This window comes from [Clostridium] ultunense DSM 10521, assembly GCF_000511955.1.
Lineage (GTDB): Bacteria > Bacillota > Clostridia > Tissierellales > Tepidimicrobiaceae > Schnuerera > Schnuerera ultunensis.
The window spans coordinates 698,384-718,189 of sequence record NZ_AZSU01000003.1 but is presented as its reverse complement, the minus strand read 5'-3'; the positions used below and the strand labels follow the sequence as shown (position 1 = coordinate 718,189).

Sequence of the window (19,806 nt, the reverse complement as noted above, 5' to 3'; positions counted from 1 at the left end):
ATATGAGAAATAAGAAGAAATTATATCCATTTACTGCTATTGTAGGACAGAAAACTATGAAAAAAGCATTGATATTAAATGTTATAAATCCTAATTTAGGTGGAGTTCTTATAAAAGGAGAAAAGGGAACTGCTAAATCCACTGCTGTAAGGGCTTTTGAAGAGCTTTTGCCTGAAAAAGATGAAATAGAAGGATGTATCTTTGGCTGTGATCCTTATGATGTAAGTTCTATGTGTGATATATGCCTTGAAAGATATGAAAAAGGCGAAGAATTTTCAAAGAAGAAAGGAAAGATGAAGGTTATTGATCTGCCAGTTAGTGCCACAGAGGATAGAGTGGTAGGAACTCTTGATATAGAACATGCTATAAAAAAAGGAGAAAAGAAATTTGAACCAGGTATATTAGCTATGGCAAATAGAAATATCCTCTATGTAGATGAGGTAAACCTTTTAAGTGAGAGTATTGTAAATGCCATTTTAGAAGTATCTCAGTCAGGTATAAATCATGTGGAGAGAGAAGGAATTTCTTTTACTCATGATTGTTCTTTTGTACTGATAGGTACTATGAATCCTGAGGAAGGAGGTCTTAGACCTCAACTTTTAGATAGATTTGGTCTTTATGTAGATGTTGTAGGAAGTGAAGATTTAAATGAAAGAGTAAAGATTATAAAGAGAAGAATTGAATATGAAAATGATCCGTTACTATTTACGAATAAATGGAAGGAAGAAGATGAGAAGATATGGTCTAAAATTGAAAAAGCAAGAGAGCTAATACTAGATGTGAAGGTATCAGAAGATGCTATGAAGCTTGCTTCGGAAATATCTCTGAGGGCAAATTGTAGTGGCCATAGAGCAGAAATTGTAATAGTTGAAGCAGCTAAGGCTATTGCAGTTCTAGATGGGAGAAAGAATATTACTATTGAAGATTTGAAAGAAGCTTCAGAGTTGGCACTTCCTCATAGAATGAGAGATATTCCTCCAAATGTTTCAGAATCTGAAGAAGAAAAGGAAGATGAAAACAATGAAGAAGATAGACAAGATCAGGGAAGTAGCAATGAAGAATTAGAAAATCAAGAAACTTCGGATGAGACTCCATTGGAAGAAGAACAAGAGGAAGAATTTCAAGATGATAATGATGATACAGAATATGAGGATGATGAAGATGATAATAGAGAAGATACCGATGATATGAATAACTCTCAAAGTTCAGATGAGGAAAGCATAGATAAAATTGGAGATATATTTAAAGTAAAGGATCTGGATATCAAACCTTTAGATAGAAGAAAGAGAAAGGGTAGTGGTAGAAGGAGTATTATCAAGACAGGAGAACTTCAAGGAAGATATGTACGATATACTTTTCCAAAGGGCAAACCTAGAGATATAGCTTTTGGTGCAACCTTGAGAGCTGCAGCCCTTTATCAAAGTTCTAGGGATAAAAATGGTCTTGCCTTGGCTATAAGGGAATATGATTTGAGGGAAAAGGTGAGAGAAAAGCGAACGGGAAGCACTATTTTGTTTGTGGTAGATGCTAGTGGTTCTATGGGAGCACAAAAGAGGATGGAAGCTGTAAAGGGCGCTATAATGTCACTTCTTACAGATGCATATCAAAAAAGGGATAGTGTTGGAATGGTTGCGTTTAGAAAGGAAGAGGCAGAGCTTATTCTTGGTATCACAAGAAGTGTTGATTTAGCTCATAAAAAGTTGGAGGAGTTGCCAACAGGAGGCAAGACCCCATTGTCATTAGGAATATATAGAGGATATAAGGTATTAAAAGCTGCAATAAAAAAAGACCCAGATATTATACCGGTAATGGTATTAGTGACGGATGGAAGAGGTAATACATCTTTTCAAGGGAAGGATCCCCATAAAGAAGCATTAGAAGTGGCAGAGAAAATAGCATCAGAGGGAATACAAAATATAGTTATAGATACGGAAGAAGACTATATAAAACTTCATTTAGCAGAAGAGATTGCAATGTGTATGAATGCTAATTATTATAGGTTAGAGGATTTAAGAGCGGATGAAATATTTACCTTTGTAAAGAATAGTATAAATTTTAGAAAAGCAAGTTACTTTAGTTGAAAGTATAATAAGAATTCTTGCAGAAAAAATTGTCTTATGATAAAATGAAGTTAGAAAATTAAATATTAGAAACATTAGGTTCTATTAGATTAAAAGGGAAACTGGTGTAAATCCAGTACAGCCCCCGCTACTGTAAATTGGGACGAAATCAACTTATACCACTGAGAATATCTCGGGAAGGTGTTGAGAGTAGGATGATCATAAGTCAGGAGACCTGCCTAATAGTTTATTTAAAGTAACCTTCGGTGGGAAGGATAGGCTTATCTTTATGCAATTGATGAATGCATATTAATCCCTAACTATGAAGGTTGGGGATTTTTTTATGGCTCTAACCTATTAAAAATATTAGTATACTTATTATGTTAAGGGAATCCTTTTCACTAAAGATTTAAGACTTATATAAGCACTAAAGGTAGTTATACCTTTAAATAATAGTGAGAGGTGATTTTCATGAAAAGCAAAAAAATGGTATTTTTGCTCGTGCTATTCCTTATGGCATTGACACCACGTATTACTAATGCTATGCATATTATGGAAGGCTTTCTCCCTGCTAAATGGGCTATTATCTGGGCTATTGTATCTATGCCATTTATAGGTATTGGATTTAAAAGGATAAATCAAATATTTAAAGGGGACTCAAATCAAAAAGTACTATTAGGACTAGCGGGAGGTTTTGTATTTGTACTATCTGCATTAAAAATACCTTCTGTAACAGGCAGCTGTTCCCATCCAACGGGAGTAGGTCTAGGAGCCATATTATTTGGCCCCACAACTATGACTGTAGTAGGATTAATAGTATTACTATTCCAAGCATTGTTATTAGCCCATGGTGGATTAACCACATTAGGTGCCAATACTTTTTCCATGGCAATAATAGGGCCATTAGTATCCTATGGAATATTTAAACTTTTTAAGAAGAAAGGCGGCAATACAACTTTTGTAGTATTTTTAGCAGCTTTTTTAGGCGATTTGATGACCTATGTAGTAACTGCAACCCAATTATCTTTAGCATTTCCTGATTCTGTAAGTGGTTTTGTTGGTTCCTTAAGCAAGTTCTTATCTGTATTTGCAGTTACTCAAATTCCTTTAGCTATTGTAGAAGGAATAATAACAGCCATTGTTTATAATTTATTAGTTGAATATAGTAAGGAAGGGGTGATTAAAATTGAAACAATCAAATAAAACTAATATATTACTTATTCTATTAGCTATTATTATAATCATAACCCCTTTGTTTATTAAAAAAGGTGCTGAATTCGAAGGTGCTGATGATCAGGCAGAAGATGTTATTAACGAAATCAATTCAGATTATGAACCTTGGTTTGATTCAATATGGGAACCACCTAGTGGTGAAATAGAAAGTTTGTTATTCTCCCTACAGGTGGCCATTGGCGCTGGGATTATTGGTTATATCTTTGGCGTGATGAAGGAGAAGAGAAGAGTTGCTACTAATAGATAAATATGCTTATACTAATAAACTAGCTGATTATAACCCTATGACAAAGTTTATCTTTGTCATAGGGGCTTTGACAATAGTTATTTTTTTCAACAATCCCTATATAAATATGAGTATATTTATAATAATGTCGTTTTTGACAATATTTGTAGCCAATATACCTTTGAATAAGTATTTGAAGATTATGGCAATGCCCATTGTTTTTTTAATGATTAGCATAATTTCCATATTATTAAGCATTTCTCCTAATGATATATTTATATTTAGTGTAAAAATATCTAACAAATATATAGGAATTACAAGGGAATCCTTAACAGAATCTATAAATACATTATCAAGGGTTTTAGCATCAATTAGTTCAACATTTTTTTTAGCTTTGACTACACCATTAAATAATATTATAAAGATATTGAAAAAACTAAAGCTTCCCAATGTTTTAATAGAACTATTGGTATTAATTTATAGATTTATATTTATCGTTTTAGATGAATCAAAGGATATAATCATGGCAGAAGAGATGAAATTTGGTTATAACAATATGAGAAATAGTTTCAGATCCATAGCTTTACTTATAAAATCCTTATTTATAAGGGTTCTATTGAGATATGAAGATATGATTATTTCTTTAGATAGCAAACTATATAATGGCGAATTTAAAATAGGTGATTAGATGATTACTATTGAGTCTTTAGAATTTAAATATGAAGATGGAACTAAAGCATTAAAGAATATAAATATGGATTTAGGTAAAGGTAATGTCATCGGTGTTATAGGAGCTAACGGCTCTGGAAAATCAACACTCTTCCTAAATATGGTAGGTATCTTAAAACCTAGCAAAGGATGTATAAAATATGATAATTCACATATACAATATAGTAAAAAATTTCTAAGGGAATACAGAAAAAAGGTAAATATTGTATTTCAAGATCCAGACAAGCAATTATTTTATTCTAATGTATATGATGACCTAGCTTTCTCCCTTAGAAATTTAAACTATAGCGAAGAAGAAATAGAAATAAGGGTTAAGAAAGCATTGGAAATTGTAGATGGATACGAATTAAGGGATAGACCAACTCATTTTTTAAGCTATGGTCAGAAAAAGAGAATTGCTATAGCAGGAGTATTGGTTATGGATTTAGATGTAATATTATTTGATGAACCTACCAGTGGATTAGACCCTTATATGACTAAAGAAATAAAGGATATTATAAAGAAATTGAGTAGGGAAAAGAAAATAGTTATATCTAGCCATGATATGGATTTAATATATGAAATTTGTGATTATGTTTATGTACTAAGACAAGGTGAAATACTGGGAGAAGGATTAACACAAGAAATATTTTTAGAAAAAAACCTATTAACAAAAGCTTATCTTGAAAGACCTTGGTTAGTAAAACTTCACGAGGAACTAGGCTTACCATTATATAAAAATGAAAATCAGTTATTTCAATGGAAAGGAGATGGCTATGAAAAAAGGAATTGTAGTAGTTAGTTTTGGTACAACCTATGAAGAAACTAGGAAGTTATGTATTGAAAGCATTGAGGATAGGGTGAGAGAACTGTACAAAGGTTTTTTTGTATCAAGGGCTTTTACATCTCAAATGGTAATAAACAAACTTAAAAATAGGGACAACTATCATGTTGACAATCCAAAGGAAGCTTTAGAAAAGATGAAAGCCAATGGAGTAAAAGAAATATATATTCAGCCTCTTCATATAATACTAGGCCATGAGTATGAAAAACTATTAAGACAAGTAGAGGAATTTTTAAAGAATAATAAGGATTACTCTATTAAAATAGGGAAACCCCTTCTTTATAATGATGAAGATTATAAAAAGGTGGTAGAGGGATTAAGTCTCTCAGATATAAAGGCCAAGGAAGGGATTGTATTTATGGGTCATGGTACAGATCATGAAAAGGATATATCCTATGATAAGTTGGAAAAGGCTTTTAGGGAAAAGGGATATGAAAATGTGTATATAGCTACTGTAGAAGGTAGAGTTACCTTAGAGGATATAATTCCAAAACTGAAAGATAGGGGAATACAGAAGGTGGTCTTAAAACCCCTTATGCTAGTAGCTGGAGACCATGCAATTAACGATATGGCTTCGGACGAAGGGATCTCTTGGAAAATCATACTAGAAAGGGAAGGTTTTAATGTGAAACCAATCCTAAAGGGTCTAGGCCAACTAGAGAAAATACAGGATATTTATCTAGAACATTTAGAAAAAATCATGGATTAAAAGGAGGAAGAAATGAATAGGGAAAAAATAATTTCATCATTATTAATTCTAATTTTAATTCTATCTTTAATTACTGCTTGTTCTAATAATGAAGATTTGAAAACAAATACAGGAAAAGTAGAGCAAGTAGAAACAGAAGAATTGGAATATGGAATAGATATAAAGGAGGATTCCGTTACTTTTGTAGATGGAAGGGATAAAGAGATGACCATTAGGAAGCACCCAGAAAGGACAATAGTATTATTCGATTCCTATCTGGAGGTATGGTGTAAATCTGGAGGTACAGTTGTTGGCCGTTTAGAAGCGCCACCAGAAAAAATAGTCGAAGAAGCCAAAGATGCAGAAGTGGTAGGAAAACAAGGCGCTATAAATGTGGAGAAAGTATTATCCTTAGAGCCAGGCCTGGTAATTCTTAATTCCAATCAGAAGCATCAGATGGAATTGGTACCTATTCTAGAGGAGAATGGAGTTGAGATTGTGGCATTAAATTATTTTGTTAAAGATGATTATTTTAAAATGGTAAGATTGTTTACAGCTTTAAATGATAGAGAAGATCTATATGAGGAATATGGAATTAAAGTTAAAGATGGTTTGGAAGAGATAATTGAGAAGGCTCCAAAGGATAAGAACTATAAAATCTTAGTAATGATGGCCAGTGCAAAAAGCATTACCGTAAGGGGTTCCGATTCTACAGTAGGGGAAATGTTAAAGGATTTACACACTACAAATATATCGGATACGGCAGCTACAGGACCCGATGCAATAGCCTTTAGTATGGAAAAGATATTGGAAGAAGATCCAGATTTTATTTTCGTACAAACCACCGGTTCCGATAAAGAAAAGGTATTGGAAAGGCTTAAAAAGGATGTAGAAGATAATCCAGCTTGGAATTCCTTGACGGCTGTGAAAGAGGATAGATATATATTCTTACCAAAGGAACTATATATGTATAAACCAAACCATAGATATGTGGAGGCCTATGAAGGGTTAGCAAAAATTCTTTATCCTGATACCTTTAAATAGGGAAAATTACAATTAGAAAAAGGGTGTAGACATGGGGTTACTAGCAAAAAATCTTTATGTAAATTATGGAGAAAAGGAGATATTAAAGGATGTAAGTATAAGAGTAGAGAAAGGTCAAATAGTAAGTATAATAGGGCCAAATGGCTCAGGAAAAACCACTTTGATAAAGACATTATCTAGATGTATAAGGCCTGTAAAAGGTTCCGTTTATATAGAGGACGAGAATATATTAAACTTACCTACAAAATGGGTAGCAAGGAAAATGGCTATTCTTCCCCAATCTAAAAATACACCTGCCGATATTACTGTAAGAGAATTAGTATCCTATGGCAGATATCCCCATTTGAAATTTGGACAAAGGTTGGGGAAAGAAGATTATGAAATTGTGGACTGGGCTATTGAAAAGACTAGACTGAAAGAATTTAGAGATAGATATATAATGGCTCTATCTGGTGGAGAACAGCAAAGGGCATGGCTAGCCATGTCCTTAGCCCAAAAACCTGAAATATTGCTACTAGACGAACCTACCACTTTTTTAGATATATCCTATCAACTAGAAATACTAGAATTGGTAAAGGAACTAAATGAAACTTTAAACTTGACGGTTTTAATGGTATTGCACGATTTAAATCAAGCAGCTAGGTTTTCGGATAATATATTAGTACTGAAAGATGGACAAATATGGGAATATAATAATCCCAATTCCATATTTAAAAAAGAATTATTAAAAGAGGTATTTAGGGTAGAAGGTCACATATATAGGGATGAAATAAACCATTGTCCCTATTTTATACCTTATAAAGTAAATTAAAAGATGGAGGTATTAAATGGCAAATATTATGATACAAGGCACCACATCTTCAGCTGGAAAATCCTTTATATGCACTGGATTATGTAGGATATTTAAAGAAGATGGATATAAGGTTGCCCCTTTTAAATCCCAAAACATGTCTTCAAAATATTATGAAACAGAAGAAGGTTATAAGATGAGCACTGCCCAAGCTTTGCAAGCCAAAGCAGCAGGTATTGAACCAAACCCTAATATGAATCCTATATTATTAATACCCAATTCGGATAAAGGCAGTGATGTAATTATAAAAGGAAAGTTTTATAACAGAATGGAAGCTTTAGAATACTTTACCTATAAAGATGAATTAAAGCCAATGATTAAAGAAGCCTATAAAAATTTAGAAAAAGAAAACCATATTATGGTTTTGGAAGGCGCAGGTAGTCCTGCAGAGATCAATTTAAAGGAAAATGATATAGTAAATATGGGAATGGCAAAGATGGCCGATGCACCAGTATTATTAGTAGCAGATATAGATAGGGGAGGGGTATTCGCATCCCTTTATGGCACGGTTCTACTTTTAGAAGAAGAGGAAAGAGCTAGAATCAAGGGACTAATTATCAACAAGTTTAGGGGCGATAAAAGATTGTTGGATCCAGGCATTGAAATGATAGAAGAATTACTAAATATACCTGTAATAGGGACCCTTCCCCTTACCCCATTAGAATTGGTGGACGAAGATTCCTTAATAGACTATGAAAAACATTGTAATCTATTTCCTCAAAGGGAAGATGAAATAGAAGGGGAATTAGGTAAACTATCTAAAATGATAAGGGAAAATCTAGATATGGACTATATATATTCTTTATTGAAACTAGATTAGGTGAAAATATGAAAGGTATCTTAATAGCAGTAATATTAGACTTAATAATAGGAGACCCTTATAGCTTTCCCCATCCTGTAAAGCTAATGGGAAGGCTAATATCCTTAGAGGAAAAATTAGTGAGAAAAATTCATTGGAGGCGTCAGGGAAGAATCTCTAATTTAAAAATTGGAGGGCTTTTAATAGTAATTATAAACATTATTATAGCTTTTACAATACCCTATCTATTGCTAAAGACCATAGAGGAATATAAAGTTCTCCATTCCATCATCAATATATACCTTATATATACCTGTATTGCAGCTAGATCTTTAGATAAGGAGGCTATGAAGGTATATTATGGACTAGATAAAGGAATTGAAGAAGCAAGATTTAAACTTTCCTATATAGTGGGAAGAGATACGAAGAACCTTTCAGAAGAAGAAATAATAAGAGCAGCTATAGAAACCGTAGGAGAGAATACTGCTGATGGAGTCATTGCCCCATTGTTTTATATTATGCTATTAGGTGCTCCAGGAGGTTTCATGTATAAGATGGTTAATACAATGGATTCTATGCTAGGTTATAAGAATGAGAAATATATGGAACTAGGCTTTTTTCCTGCAAAGGTTGACGATGTATACAACTATATCCCCGCTAGACTTACAGGGGTTTTAATATGTCTATCTTCCATATTTAGGTTCAATGTAAAGAATGGTTTTAGGATAATGATACGAGATAGGAACAATCATAAAAGCCCAAATGCAGCCTATCCAGAAGGAGCTGTGGCAGGTCTTTTAAATATTCAGTTAGGGGGTAATAGCTATTATTTTGGCAAGATAGTAGAAAAGCCAACTATAGGGGATAGAATCAGGAATATTCAGAGACAGGATATTAAGAAAACCATTGAGATTATGTATAGAACAGAAGTATTATTACTTGTTATTTATGGACTAATTAATATTTTATTAGGTAGGTGAAAAGATGAGACATGGTGGAGATTTAATAACTTATGAAAAATATTATGAAGGGGAGTTAATAGACTTTAGTAGCAATATAAACCCTTTAGGATTTCCAGAAGGTCTGGAAGAAGAATTAATCCACGGTTTTAACAATATGACAAACTACCCAGATATAAAGTATAGGCATCTTAAATCCAGTATATCAAAGTATTTAAGATGTAATCCAGGGAATGTAATAGTAGGCAATGGGGCAGTAGATATAATAAATAATTTTGTACTTATGTTTCCTAGAATAATAGTTACATTACCCTCCTTTTCAGAATATGAACAAAGGGCTTTAATCTACGAAAAAGAAGTAGTTAGATTAAATTATTATGGGGATTTCACTCTGGATTTAACCTCTATAGAAAAGACAATAAAGGCTGAAGATCTATTAATCCTAGGGAATCCTAACAATCCAACAGGGCTGAGGATTGAAAAAGAAACTTTAATGGAATTATACGAAATAATCAAGGAAAAGGAAGGCTACCTACTACTAGATGAAGCCTTTTATGAGTTCTGTCCAAAGGATTATGATAGTATTGAAATATTTAGAAAAGACTCTTTTAAAAATGTTGGAATAATTAGAGCTGCTACTAAGTTCTTTGCCCTTCCAGGTATTAGATTAGGTTATGGTTGTGTATCAATGGATATAGGTAAAAAATATGGAGAAATAGAATTACCTTGGAGCGTTAATTCCCTAGCGGACCAGGCAGGTAGATATATTTTCCAATGTAAAGACTATATAAAAAGGAGTCAAGCTTATATAGAAGGTGAAAGGGAATTTCTATTAAGGGAATTAGACAAAATTGAAGGGATAAAACCTTATCCGACTCATACTAATTACATCCTAATAAAACTATTGAAATGGAATGAAGAATATGTATTCAATTTTTTTCTAAAAAGAGGTTTGTTAGTTAGAAGATGCTCCAGTTTTAATGGATTAGATAATACCTATATTAGGTTGGCTATAAAAAACAGAGAGAATAATTTAAAGCTAATAAAAACCTTTAAGGAATTGGAGAGATCATAGATGAAGACTATAATGATTACAGCCCCTTCTAGCAATACTGGTAAAACTTTAATTACCCTTGGGCTAATTAGAGCATTAAAAAATAGGGGATTAGACATATCTGCCTTTAAGACTGGACCAGATTTTATCGATACCAGGTATTTAGGATTAGCTTCGGGAAAAAGAGCAGGAAACTTGGATATGTATATGATGGGTGAGGAAGGATTAGAGGTGGGTCTATCTATGAACAGAGGAGAATACGCCCTAATAGAAGGAGCCATGGGATATTTTGATGGAATATATAATACTTTTGAGAATTCCAGTTATCATATATCAAAAAAACTAAATATCAATGCTCTTCTTATCTATACGCCAAAAGGTGAGATGTTTTCAGCTATTCCCAAGATAAAAGGTATGGTAGATTTTTCAGATTCTAGGATTAAAGGGATCATTTTGAATAAGGTAAGAAAGGATATCTACCTTCTATTAAAAGAAAAAATCGAAGAATATATAGGGATTAGAGTATTAGGCTATGTAGAAGAAGATAAGGATCTTGAAATACAAAGTTGGTATCTTGGTTTAGTTCAAAGTATGGAAAACCAATATGCAGAAAATATAATCGATAGGCTGTCAAAGATTATGGAAAAAACTGTCCATTTAGAGGAGATAATCCATCTTATGAATGATTTAGATATAGCAAAATATGAATATCCAAGAAAAAGAAATATTAAAGTGGCCATAGCCTATGATAAAGCTTTCTCTTTTTATTATAATGAAAATTTAAGACTATTGGAAAATAGCTGTCAGGTAGAATACTTTTCTCCACTAAAGGATAAAGAAATACCAAAATGTGATTTATTATACATTGGTGGAGGATACCCTGAATTATATAAAAAAGAGCTTTCTCAAAATCAAACTATGATAAATTCTATTAGAAAAATGGTAGAATTAGGAGGTTATATATACGGGGAAGCTGGAGGTTTTATGTATTTAGTAGAGAATATAGAAAATGCTCCTATGGTAGGGATATTCAAAGGGAAAGCCTATATGACGGATAGACTTCAAAGGTTTGGATATACAAATATTCAACTAATGGAGGATACTATATTGGGCAGAAGGGGAGAAGAGTTAGTTGGTCAGGAATTTCACCGCTCTATAATAGAAATAGAAGATAGACCTTTATATTATATAAGTAAACCTAAAACCAATAGAAATTGGCAGTGCGGATATAGCTATAAAAATGCTTTAGGAGCATATCCCCATATTAATTTCCTAGGTAATATGGAGGCTTTTAATTATCTGCTGGATAGGATAGAGAACAAAAGATAAGGAGGGAAATCATGTATATTAAGAATCCAATGGAAATAGAGAACAAAAGTATGGATATTATAGAGGAAGTAATGGGGGATACATCTTTTACTGACAAAGAAAAGGTAATTGCAAAGAGGATGATCCATACAACAGGAGATTTTGAATATAGAAATATTATATCCTTTAAAGGAAATTTTGTTGAAGAGGCAGTGGATAGTATAAAAAAAGGAGGCGTTATTTTTACCGACACTAAAATGACCTATATGGGAATAAATAAAAAAGCCCTATCAAAAACTCGGTGTAAATTAAAATATTTAATCGATGATGAAAGGGCCTATGCTCTGTCTGAAGGGTTAAATACTACTCGTTCGGCGGCAGCTATAGATTTAGCTATAGAAGAGGGAATAGATATGTTCGTCATAGGAAATGCACCTACTGCCTTATTTAGGCTATTGGAATTAGTAAAGGAAAGTAGAGTTAATCCTAGATTTATCATAGGGGTTCCAGTAGGCTTTGTTGGTGCCAAGGAATCTAAAGAATACTTAAGGGAATTTCATATTCCTTCCATATCTACAATAGGCACTAAAGGCGGTAGTAACGTTGCAGCCTCTATTGTTAACGCCCTATTGTATATGGTGGTAGGAAGATGAAATTGGATATGTATGTGATAAAAGATGGGAAACCATTAAGATGTGGATATACAACTGGTTCCTGTGCTACAGCAGCTACTAAAGCAGCAGTTCTTATGTTGGAAACTGGAGAAATTCCAAACTATGTGGTAATAGATACTCCAGCCGGGGTAAGGCTGAAACTTGAAATAAATAATCCAAAGAAAGAAGGAAACAAAGCCTCCTGTTCCGTAATTAAAGATGGGGGCGATGATCCAGATGTAACCGATGGAATGGCAATATATGCCCAAGTAGAAAAGAGGGAAGATGAAAAAATAGTCATAGACGGAGGAATAGGCATTGGGAGGATAAATAGAAAGGGTTTGTTTGGAGAGATTGGAGAAGCTGCCATAAACCCTGTACCCAAAGAGATGATAAAAAAGGAAATAAGAAAGGTATCCATTAAAGGATATAATGTATTAATCTATGCTCCTAATGGAGAAGAGATTAGTAAAAAAACTTACAATGAGAATATTGGAATTAAAGGCGGTATATCTATTATAGGAACTAAAGGCATAGTTTATCCTATGTCCCAGGAGGCTTTAATAAAGACCATATATATGGAAGTAGATGCTATAGAAGATAGATATGGTAAGGAAAATATAATCTTAGTACCAGGAAATTATGGAGAGAAATTAGCAAAATCTCTAGATTTAAAAGGTGGTATAGTGAAGATCTCCAATTTTATTGGAGACAGTATTCTCTATATATACAATAAAGGATTTAAATCTATGACTTTAGTAGGCCATATTGGTAAATTTGCTAAACTATCCATAGGTATATTTAATACCCATAGTAATATATCTGATGCACGGATGGAAGCTTTTATTTATTATCTATCTTTAAAAGGAGTATCTAAATCATTGTTAGAAGAGATAAATAATTGTTTAACAGCAGAGGAAGGATTAAATCTTTGTATTGAAGCAGGATACGGGAATATTGTAAAGGATATGGAAAAAGGAGCAGAAGAAAGGGTTAAAAAATATTTGAAGGATGAAGATTATCCAGTTAAGGTAATTATCTATTCCATGGAAAGGGGTGTTCATATGGGGTAGTGGTAGCTGGTATAGGTCCAGGAAATCCTAGATTTTTAACTAGGGAGGTAAAGGATGCCATAGAAAATTTTGAAAAAGTAGTAGCCTTTGGCAGGGTTTCCAATTCTTTAGGCCATATTAGGAAGGATTTTATAAGAATAGAAAAAATTGCTCATATAGATAAACTTCTAGAAGAATATGAAGATATTCTAATATTAGCTTCAGGAGACCCTTGTTTTTATGGAATTGTTGAATACCTTAAAAGGGAGAATATAAAGATTGAAAAGATATTGCCTGGGCTATCCTCCTTTCAATATATGATGGCAAAATTAGGTATTACCTGGCAAGGAGCAAATTTTCTTTCTTTACATGGAAGAAAAGGAAAGCTAGAAAGTGTAAAGAATTATAAATTATCTATAATCCTTACGGATAAAGACAATACCCCTTCACTTATCTCTAAAAGCCTATATGAAATGGGAGTTAAAGGCAGGATATATGTAGGTTTCAATCTTTCCTATGAAGATGAAAGGATAATAAAGGCAGAGATAGGTAAAAAAATAGATGATATTACTCCTTTAGCTGTGGTGGTGATAGAAAATGAAATGGATTAGAGATGAAGAATTTATACGGGGAAAGGTTCCCATGACCAAATTCAATATAAGAATACTAACTATGGCCTACTTATCCATAGAAGAAGGGGACAAGTTATTGGACATAGGCGCTGGTACAGGAAGCATATCTATAGAAGCTAGCCTACAAGGGGCTGAAGTTTGGGCAATTGAAAAAAATCAAGAGGGGATAGATATTATAAATAAAAACAAGTCTAAATTTAATGTAACTATAGATGTAATAGAGGGAGAAGCACCAGAGGTTCTACCAGATATCAAATTTAATAAATGTTTCCTAGGAGGTAGTGGTGGTAAGTTAAAGGAAATATTTGAATATCTAAATGACCATATGGAACCAAAAGGCATATTATGTGGCAATTTTATCACTCTAAACAATTTAAACCATTTTCTCCAATTATTAAAGGCCTATGAATACACAGATGTTGATGTCCAATTAATCCAGTCTTCTTATATGGACAAGATAGGGCTTATGAGGGGGAATAATCCTATATTTATAGCAAAGGGAGTGAAAAGATGAAAAGGCTATATGTTTATATTTTAGGGAGGAGGAAATCTAATGATTAGTTTTGTAGGAGCAGGCCCTGGAGATGTGGATTTAATAACCATTAAAGGAAGACAGTTATTAGAAAAGGCAGATATGGTCATATACGCTGGAAGCCTAGTGTCAAAGGATCATTTAAAATTTTGTAGAGATTCTTGTAAGATATATAATAGCGCTTCCATGACCTTAGAAGAAATAGTGGATAAGATGGAGAAGGCAGTAAAGGAAGGGTTGAAAGTAGTAAGGTTACATACAGGAGATCCAACTATTTATGGCGCAATAAGAGAACAGATGGATTTATTAGATGAAATGGGCATAGAGTACGAAGTTATCCCTGGTGTTAGCTCCTTTACTGCTGCCTGTTCTGCCATAAAAAAAGAGTTTACATTGCCTAATGTAACCCAAACAGTTATATTAACCAGAATAGAAGGGCGAACTCCAGTGCCAGAAGAAGAGGATTTAGAGCTATTAGCTAAACATAAAGCCTCAATGGCCTTATTCCTATCAGTAAAGGATATGGATAGGGTAGTTAAAAAGTTAAATAAAGGTTATGGTAGGGAAGATGTACCAGTAGCTGTAGTATATAAGGCAACTTGGGATGATGAAAAGATAATAATGGGTACTTTAAAGGATATAGAAGAAAAGGTAGAACAGGCAGGAATTACTAAAACCGCCCAGATATTAGTAGGGGATTTTATAAAAGGAGAATACGAAAGGTCTAAACTATATGACCCATTCTTTTCCCATGAATATAGGGAGGCTTCTAAATGAAAATTGCCTGTATTTCCTTTACCCAACAGGGAAAAGAAATAGGTGAAAAACTAGTTAAAGCAAGCTCTAAAAATAATAAATATATTGTCCACCATTTTATTAACGATGAAATTCATGGAGGCATAAAGACTAGAATGGATTATTTCGTAAAGGAATATGATGGACTCATTTTCATATCTGCTACAGGAATTGCTGTTAGGTTCATGAATCCTTATATTATTAATAAAACTTTAGATCCTGCTGTAGTTGTGGTAGATGATGGAGGTAATTTTTCCATTAGTCTATTGTCAGGCCATATTGGTGGTGCAAATAGATTGGCCCAATGGGTAGGGGATATTATAGGAGCTATTCCTGTTATTACCACTGCCTCGGATAACAGAGGCATAGAATCTATAGATCTATTTGCTATGAAAAATAATTACCATATGGAAGATATGGGGGCAGTAAAGGATATTACTGCCATGATGGTAAATAAAAATAAAATAGGGTTTTATTCCGAATTGAAGGAAATTATAAAATATGACAATCTAAAAATACTAGATAATTTTCAGGATATAGACCATTCTATTCAAGGAGTTACTATAGTAAGTTCTCAAAAAAGGATAGACATTCCCTATGAAAAACACTGTAGATTAATACCTAAGAATATCAATATAGGTATAGGGTGTAGAAGGGGTATGGAAGGTAAAAGGATAATAGAAGCCATTGAAAATATACTAACTCAATTAAATTTATCTTCTAAGGGAATTAAAGCTATAGGAACCATAGAAGTGAAAAAGGATGAAATAGGTATAATAGAGGCTTGCAATCATTTCAATTGTCCCTTGAAAATATTTACCTTAGAGGAGATAAAAAAGGTAGAAGATCAATTTCCAAAATCCCAATTTGTAAAGAAAACAATAGGAGTATATTCTGTATCAGAACCTTCTGCCTATCTACTAGGAGGGAAGATGTTAACTGGGAAAATTAAAATAGATGGAATAACCATATCCGTAGCAAAGGAGGTATAAGATGGCTAAACTATATGTAATCGGTATAGGGCCTGGAGGTAGAGAGCATATGACATTGAAGGCCATAGAAACTATAAAAAAATCTGATATTATTGTAGGCTATACCCCGTATATAGACTATCTGGGCAATTTGGTAAAAGGAAAGGAAATTTATTCTACAGGGATGAAAGGGGAAATAGAAAGGTGTAAATTAGCAATAAAAAAAGTAAAAGAAGGAAAAAACACCGCTATAATTTCAACAGGAGATGCTGGACTTTATGGTATGGCTGGGCCAATATTAGAATTGAAAGAGGATATAGAAGTAGAAATAATTCCAGGAGTTACGGCTGCTTTTTCTGCAGCCAGTGAATTAGGTTCACCCATTATGCATGATTTTGCCTCCATTAGCCTTAGTGATTTATTAACTCCTTGGGAAGTAATCGAGAAAAGGATTGAAAAGGCAGCAGAAGGGGATTTTGTAATAGCTATTTACAACCCTAGAAGTAAGGGGAGGAAGGACCATTTAGAAAAAGCCGTAGAAATAATGCTTAAATATAAAGAAGGGGACACACCGGTGGGGATAGTAAAGAATTCTGGTCGTGGAAATACAGAAATAATCTTAACTACCTTAGTAAACATTTCTTATGAAAAGGTGGACATGCTAAGTATATTAATAATAGGGAATAGTAATACCTATGTAAAAGATGACCAGATGATAACTCCAAGGGGGTACCATATAAGATGATCTGGATAATTGGTGGTACTAGCGAATCTAGAAGGCTTATAGATAGAATAAAGGATTTGGATAGCTATATTGTTACCGTGGCAACAGAAAGTGGGGAAGAGTTTATTGAAAATCTAAAGTTTTATACGGGAAGAATGGACTATGCTGGAATGCTAGAGTTTGTCTCTAAAAACTGTATATCTTTAATAGTAGACCTTTCCCACCCTTATGCAAAGGTAGTAACAGAAAATGCAAAAAAGGTGGCAGAAGAAAAGAATATAGGATATATTAGGTATGCTAGAAAGAAAGTAGTCTCAAATTCTAAAGGTATATACTTGAAGAATTATGAGGAAGCCTATGATTATATTGCTAAAATAAATGGGACGGTATTTTTCACCACAGGTTCAAAAAATATAGGCGATTTTGAAAAAGTACGGGGAGAAAATAGATTTATTTATCGAATACTACCTGCATTAGAAAGTATTAAAATATGTAGAAAACATGATATAAAGTTAAAGGACATAATTGCTGTCCTAGGGCCCTTCTCAGTGGAGTATAATAAGACTATGTTTAAAGAGTATGGTGTAGATTATGTAGTAATGAAGGATAGTGGAGAGGAAGGAGGTACCCTAGATAAAATAAGGGCTTGTGAGGAATTAGGTATAATCCCTATTATAATAGGGAGGGAGATGGAAGGTGGCTTTCATAGTTTAGATTCCATAGAAAAAATAATAAGGAGGCATGTCTAATGGAGAATTCCTATAGATTTTATAGAAATACTGCTTGTGAGTATTTTCCTTGTCATAAAGTAAAAGATGAAGAAAATTTTAATTGTATGTTCTGTTATTGTCCATTATATTTTTTAGAAGAATGTGGAGGAAATCATTTTGACAATAATGGAATAAAGGACTGTACCAATTGCCTAATACCCCATTCCCCGAAAGGATATGATTATATAAATGAAAAGATAATGGAAGTGAATAGACGGATAAGAAAGTAGTTAAATAGCCTTAGTCTCCAATTTAAACAAAGAAACTAAGGCTAATGTTTCAATTATTTTTTACTCTTCTTATACTTAACCATACCCTTATGGATTAAGAAACCAATTATTCCAAGGATAATAATAAAGGGTAATAAATAAATTAGTAAAATTACTAATTTTTCCAAAGTGTTTTTAAAGAAATATAAAGATTCATCAATAGCATCTAAAACTTTTCTACCAAAGGAAGTTTCTGGACTTGTTGAGCTAGTTAGTTTTTCAACTTCTTGGATATATAAATTGATTGTAGTAAAATCCACTTTATCATCCAAATCCATTAGACTAGATTTTAACCTTTCTTTTTCATATATGACTTCATTTAACTGGTTTTCTAAAGCGATAATATCCTCTACTTTGTCAGCTTTCTCCATAAGGGCAAGAATTCTTTCTTCTTTTACTTCAACAACTTTCATTCTGGATTCTGTATCAGTATATTGTTTGGTCACATCTTGTTTATTAGTACTTTCCCAAACTTTATTTCCTATTGTTTTTAAATCGGATTTGAAATTATTAATACTAGACTTAGGAACCCTAATAGTAAATTCTCCATTTTGAAAATTCCTTGAACTATAGGATATATTGGAATACTCTACATAAGCCTGATGTTTTTCTATAACCTTATTCAATTCATCATTAGATCTATCAAACTCAGTAGTTTCAAACCTAATATCAATTGTGGTGATGACTTTTTCTGGTTCCAATGGACTAGACGATTCATTTTTAAAACTGCTTTCTTCTTTTTCTGAGGACTCATGAGAATCAGAATCGGATATGGCCATATCTACAGACGTATTTTTACTTTTTTCTGCACTGCAACCAACTATCATAGATAAAACAAGTAATACACTAAACAAAAAAAGAATTTTCTTTTTAGTATTTATCACTAGGCTCACCTCTTTAATATGATTATACAATATAAATACAAGAAAAATGCTACAAATTAGTTACATTATTATCAATTGTTAAAAAATTTAAAAAATAAGCATTTGTTAAATAATAATGTATAATAGTATATGGTAATAAAATTAAAAGAAATAAATCTTTTACTGTAAAAAATGCTTTAGTAAAGAATTACACAGAGGAGTGTGAAGGGATGATTAACCAATCTAATGTTAATAAGGTAGATGCTAGTCAAAAATATGGTGTTGAAGCTAGGGCAGATACAAAATTAAAAAAAGCTGTAGGTTTAGAAGGATTTGTATGCTTGGCAATAATAATTGGATTCTTTACCATTTTAGGAAGTAAAATGGGGCTAATAAATGCGATAAACACTCTACTAAATACAGCCTATGATTTACTCATGAACACAGTATTTAAAATAATGGCCATAGCAGTAATAGCAGGAGCAGTAGCTAGTATTTTAACGGAATTTGGGGTTATTTCACTAGCGAATAAATTATTATCTCCTTTGATGAAGCCTCTCTACGGTCTTCCTGGGGCAAGTGTAATAAGTATATTTACAACCTATTTATCAGATAATCCAGCAGTATTGACTTTAGCTGAAGACAGAAGATTTCGTAGATATTTCAAAAAATATCAATTACCAGCACTAACTAATATTGGTACCTCCTTTGGTATGGGACTAATCGTTACTATTTTTATGATGGGGCTAACTAGCCCTAGCGGAGAAAATTT

At 32.9% G+C, this 19,806-nt stretch carries 23 protein-coding genes and 1 riboswitch; of the genes, 22 read left to right on the top strand and 1 reads right to left on the bottom strand.

Going from position 1 to position 19,806, the window contains the following annotated elements; genetic code table 11:
- Positions 1–2: 2 nt before the first annotated feature.
- The 21 genes from CUL_RS0110765 (at position 3) to CUL_RS0110665 (ending at position 18,132) form a co-directional block, all read left to right on the top strand.
- Complete coding sequence (locus tag CUL_RS0110765) at positions 3–2,081, top strand: putative cobaltochelatase (RefSeq protein ID WP_025641683.1); 2,079 nt, start codon at positions 3–5, stop codon at positions 2,079–2,081.
- A 59-nt stretch (positions 2,082–2,140) separates the two neighbouring features.
- A riboswitch (cobalamin riboswitch) is annotated at positions 2,141–2,317 on the top strand.
- A gap of 214 nt (positions 2,318–2,531) precedes the next feature.
- The gene (locus CUL_RS0110760) at positions 2,532–3,263 is read left to right on the top strand and encodes an energy-coupling factor ABC transporter permease (protein ID WP_025641681.1); all 732 of its coding nucleotides are present in this window, start codon (positions 2,532–2,534) and stop codon (positions 3,261–3,263) included.
- Positions 3,247–3,540, top strand: coding sequence for an energy-coupling factor ABC transporter substrate-binding protein (locus tag CUL_RS0110755; RefSeq protein ID WP_025641679.1), 294 nt, complete (start codon positions 3,247–3,249; stop codon positions 3,538–3,540). The genes CUL_RS0110760 and CUL_RS0110755 overlap by 17 nt, the downstream gene beginning before the upstream one ends.
- A complete protein-coding gene (cbiQ, locus tag CUL_RS0110750) occupies positions 3,524–4,207 on the top strand; it encodes a cobalt ECF transporter T component CbiQ (RefSeq protein ID WP_025641677.1) in 684 nt (227 codons plus the stop codon). Before CUL_RS0110755 ends, cbiQ begins: the two co-directional genes overlap by 17 nt.
- Complete coding sequence (locus tag CUL_RS0110745; RefSeq protein WP_025641676.1) at positions 4,208–5,029, top strand: energy-coupling factor ABC transporter ATP-binding protein; 822 nt, start codon at positions 4,208–4,210, stop codon at positions 5,027–5,029.
- Complete coding sequence (locus CUL_RS0110740; protein ID WP_005584668.1) at positions 5,004–5,780, top strand: sirohydrochlorin cobaltochelatase; 777 nt, start codon at positions 5,004–5,006, stop codon at positions 5,778–5,780. The genes CUL_RS0110745 and CUL_RS0110740 overlap by 26 nt, the downstream gene beginning before the upstream one ends.
- Before the next feature lie 12 nt (positions 5,781–5,792).
- Positions 5,793–6,803: an ABC transporter substrate-binding protein gene (locus tag CUL_RS0110735; protein WP_025641672.1), complete on the top strand. Its 1,011-nt coding sequence runs from the start codon at positions 5,793–5,795 to the stop codon at positions 6,801–6,803.
- A 31-nt stretch (positions 6,804–6,834) separates the two neighbouring features.
- Complete coding sequence (locus CUL_RS0110730) at positions 6,835–7,614, top strand: ABC transporter ATP-binding protein (RefSeq protein WP_025641670.1); 780 nt, start codon at positions 6,835–6,837, stop codon at positions 7,612–7,614.
- A gap of 16 nt (positions 7,615–7,630) precedes the next feature.
- Positions 7,631–8,473, top strand: coding sequence for a cobyric acid synthase (locus CUL_RS0110725; protein WP_025641668.1), 843 nt, complete (start codon positions 7,631–7,633; stop codon positions 8,471–8,473).
- Positions 8,474–8,481: 8 nt separating this feature from the next.
- Positions 8,482–9,432: an adenosylcobinamide-phosphate synthase CbiB gene (cbiB, locus tag CUL_RS0110720; RefSeq protein ID WP_035143068.1), complete on the top strand. Its 951-nt coding sequence runs from the start codon at positions 8,482–8,484 to the stop codon at positions 9,430–9,432.
- A gap of 4 nt (positions 9,433–9,436) precedes the next feature.
- Positions 9,437–10,486, top strand: coding sequence for a pyridoxal phosphate-dependent aminotransferase (locus tag CUL_RS0110715; RefSeq protein WP_025641665.1), 1,050 nt, complete (start codon positions 9,437–9,439; stop codon positions 10,484–10,486).
- Positions 10,487–11,794 carry a cobyrinic acid a,c-diamide synthase CobB gene (locus tag CUL_RS0110710; protein ID WP_025641663.1) on the top strand — a complete coding sequence of 436 codons (1,308 nt, stop codon included), beginning with the start codon at positions 10,487–10,489 and terminating at the stop codon, positions 11,792–11,794.
- Between the two features lie 11 nt (positions 11,795–11,805).
- A complete protein-coding gene (locus CUL_RS0110705) occupies positions 11,806–12,426 on the top strand; it encodes a precorrin-8X methylmutase (protein WP_025641661.1) in 621 nt (206 codons plus the stop codon).
- A complete protein-coding gene (gene cbiD, locus CUL_RS0110700; RefSeq protein WP_025641659.1) occupies positions 12,423–13,499 on the top strand; it encodes a cobalt-precorrin-5B (C(1))-methyltransferase CbiD in 1,077 nt (358 codons plus the stop codon). The genes CUL_RS0110705 and cbiD overlap by 4 nt, the downstream gene beginning before the upstream one ends.
- On the top strand, positions 13,499–14,089 hold the full coding sequence (cbiE, locus tag CUL_RS0110695) for a precorrin-6y C5,15-methyltransferase (decarboxylating) subunit CbiE (protein WP_025641657.1): 591 nt from the start codon (positions 13,499–13,501) through the stop codon (positions 14,087–14,089). The genes cbiD and cbiE overlap by 1 nt, the downstream gene beginning before the upstream one ends.
- On the top strand, positions 14,076–14,624 hold the full coding sequence (gene cbiT / locus CUL_RS0110690; protein WP_025641655.1) for a precorrin-6Y C5,15-methyltransferase (decarboxylating) subunit CbiT: 549 nt from the start codon (positions 14,076–14,078) through the stop codon (positions 14,622–14,624). The genes cbiE and cbiT overlap by 14 nt, the downstream gene beginning before the upstream one ends.
- Positions 14,625–14,663: 39 nt before the next feature.
- On the top strand, positions 14,664–15,419 hold the full coding sequence (gene cobM, locus CUL_RS0110685) for a precorrin-4 C(11)-methyltransferase (protein ID WP_025641653.1): 756 nt from the start codon (positions 14,664–14,666) through the stop codon (positions 15,417–15,419).
- A complete protein-coding gene (gene cbiG, locus CUL_RS0110680) occupies positions 15,416–16,429 on the top strand; it encodes a cobalt-precorrin 5A hydrolase (protein ID WP_025641651.1) in 1,014 nt (337 codons plus the stop codon). Before cobM ends, cbiG begins: the two co-directional genes overlap by 4 nt.
- 1 nt (position 16,430) lies before the next feature.
- Positions 16,431–17,153, top strand: coding sequence for a precorrin-3B C(17)-methyltransferase (gene cobJ / locus CUL_RS0110675; protein ID WP_025641650.1), 723 nt, complete (start codon positions 16,431–16,433; stop codon positions 17,151–17,153).
- Positions 17,150–17,881, top strand: a complete 732-nt coding sequence (cobK, locus tag CUL_RS0110670; RefSeq protein ID WP_025641648.1) for a precorrin-6A reductase — start codon at positions 17,150–17,152, stop codon at positions 17,879–17,881. Before cobJ ends, cobK begins: the two co-directional genes overlap by 4 nt.
- Positions 17,881–18,132, top strand: a complete 252-nt coding sequence (locus CUL_RS0110665) for a cysteine-rich small domain-containing protein (RefSeq protein WP_025641646.1) — start codon at positions 17,881–17,883, stop codon at positions 18,130–18,132. Before cobK ends, CUL_RS0110665 begins: the two co-directional genes overlap by 1 nt.
- A gap of 53 nt (positions 18,133–18,185) precedes the next feature.
- Here the strand turns inward: CUL_RS0110665 and CUL_RS0110660 are convergent, their stop codons facing one another.
- Complete coding sequence (locus tag CUL_RS0110660) at positions 18,186–19,055, bottom strand: DUF4349 domain-containing protein (protein ID WP_025641644.1); 870 nt, start codon at positions 19,053–19,055, stop codon at positions 18,186–18,188.
- Positions 19,056–19,264: 209 nt separating this feature from the next.
- On the opposite strand from CUL_RS0110660, the gene CUL_RS17240 reads away from it, so the two are divergent.
- The coding region (locus CUL_RS17240) for a nucleoside recognition domain-containing protein (RefSeq protein WP_035143067.1) at positions 19,265–19,806 on the top strand (542 nt) is incomplete at its 3' end.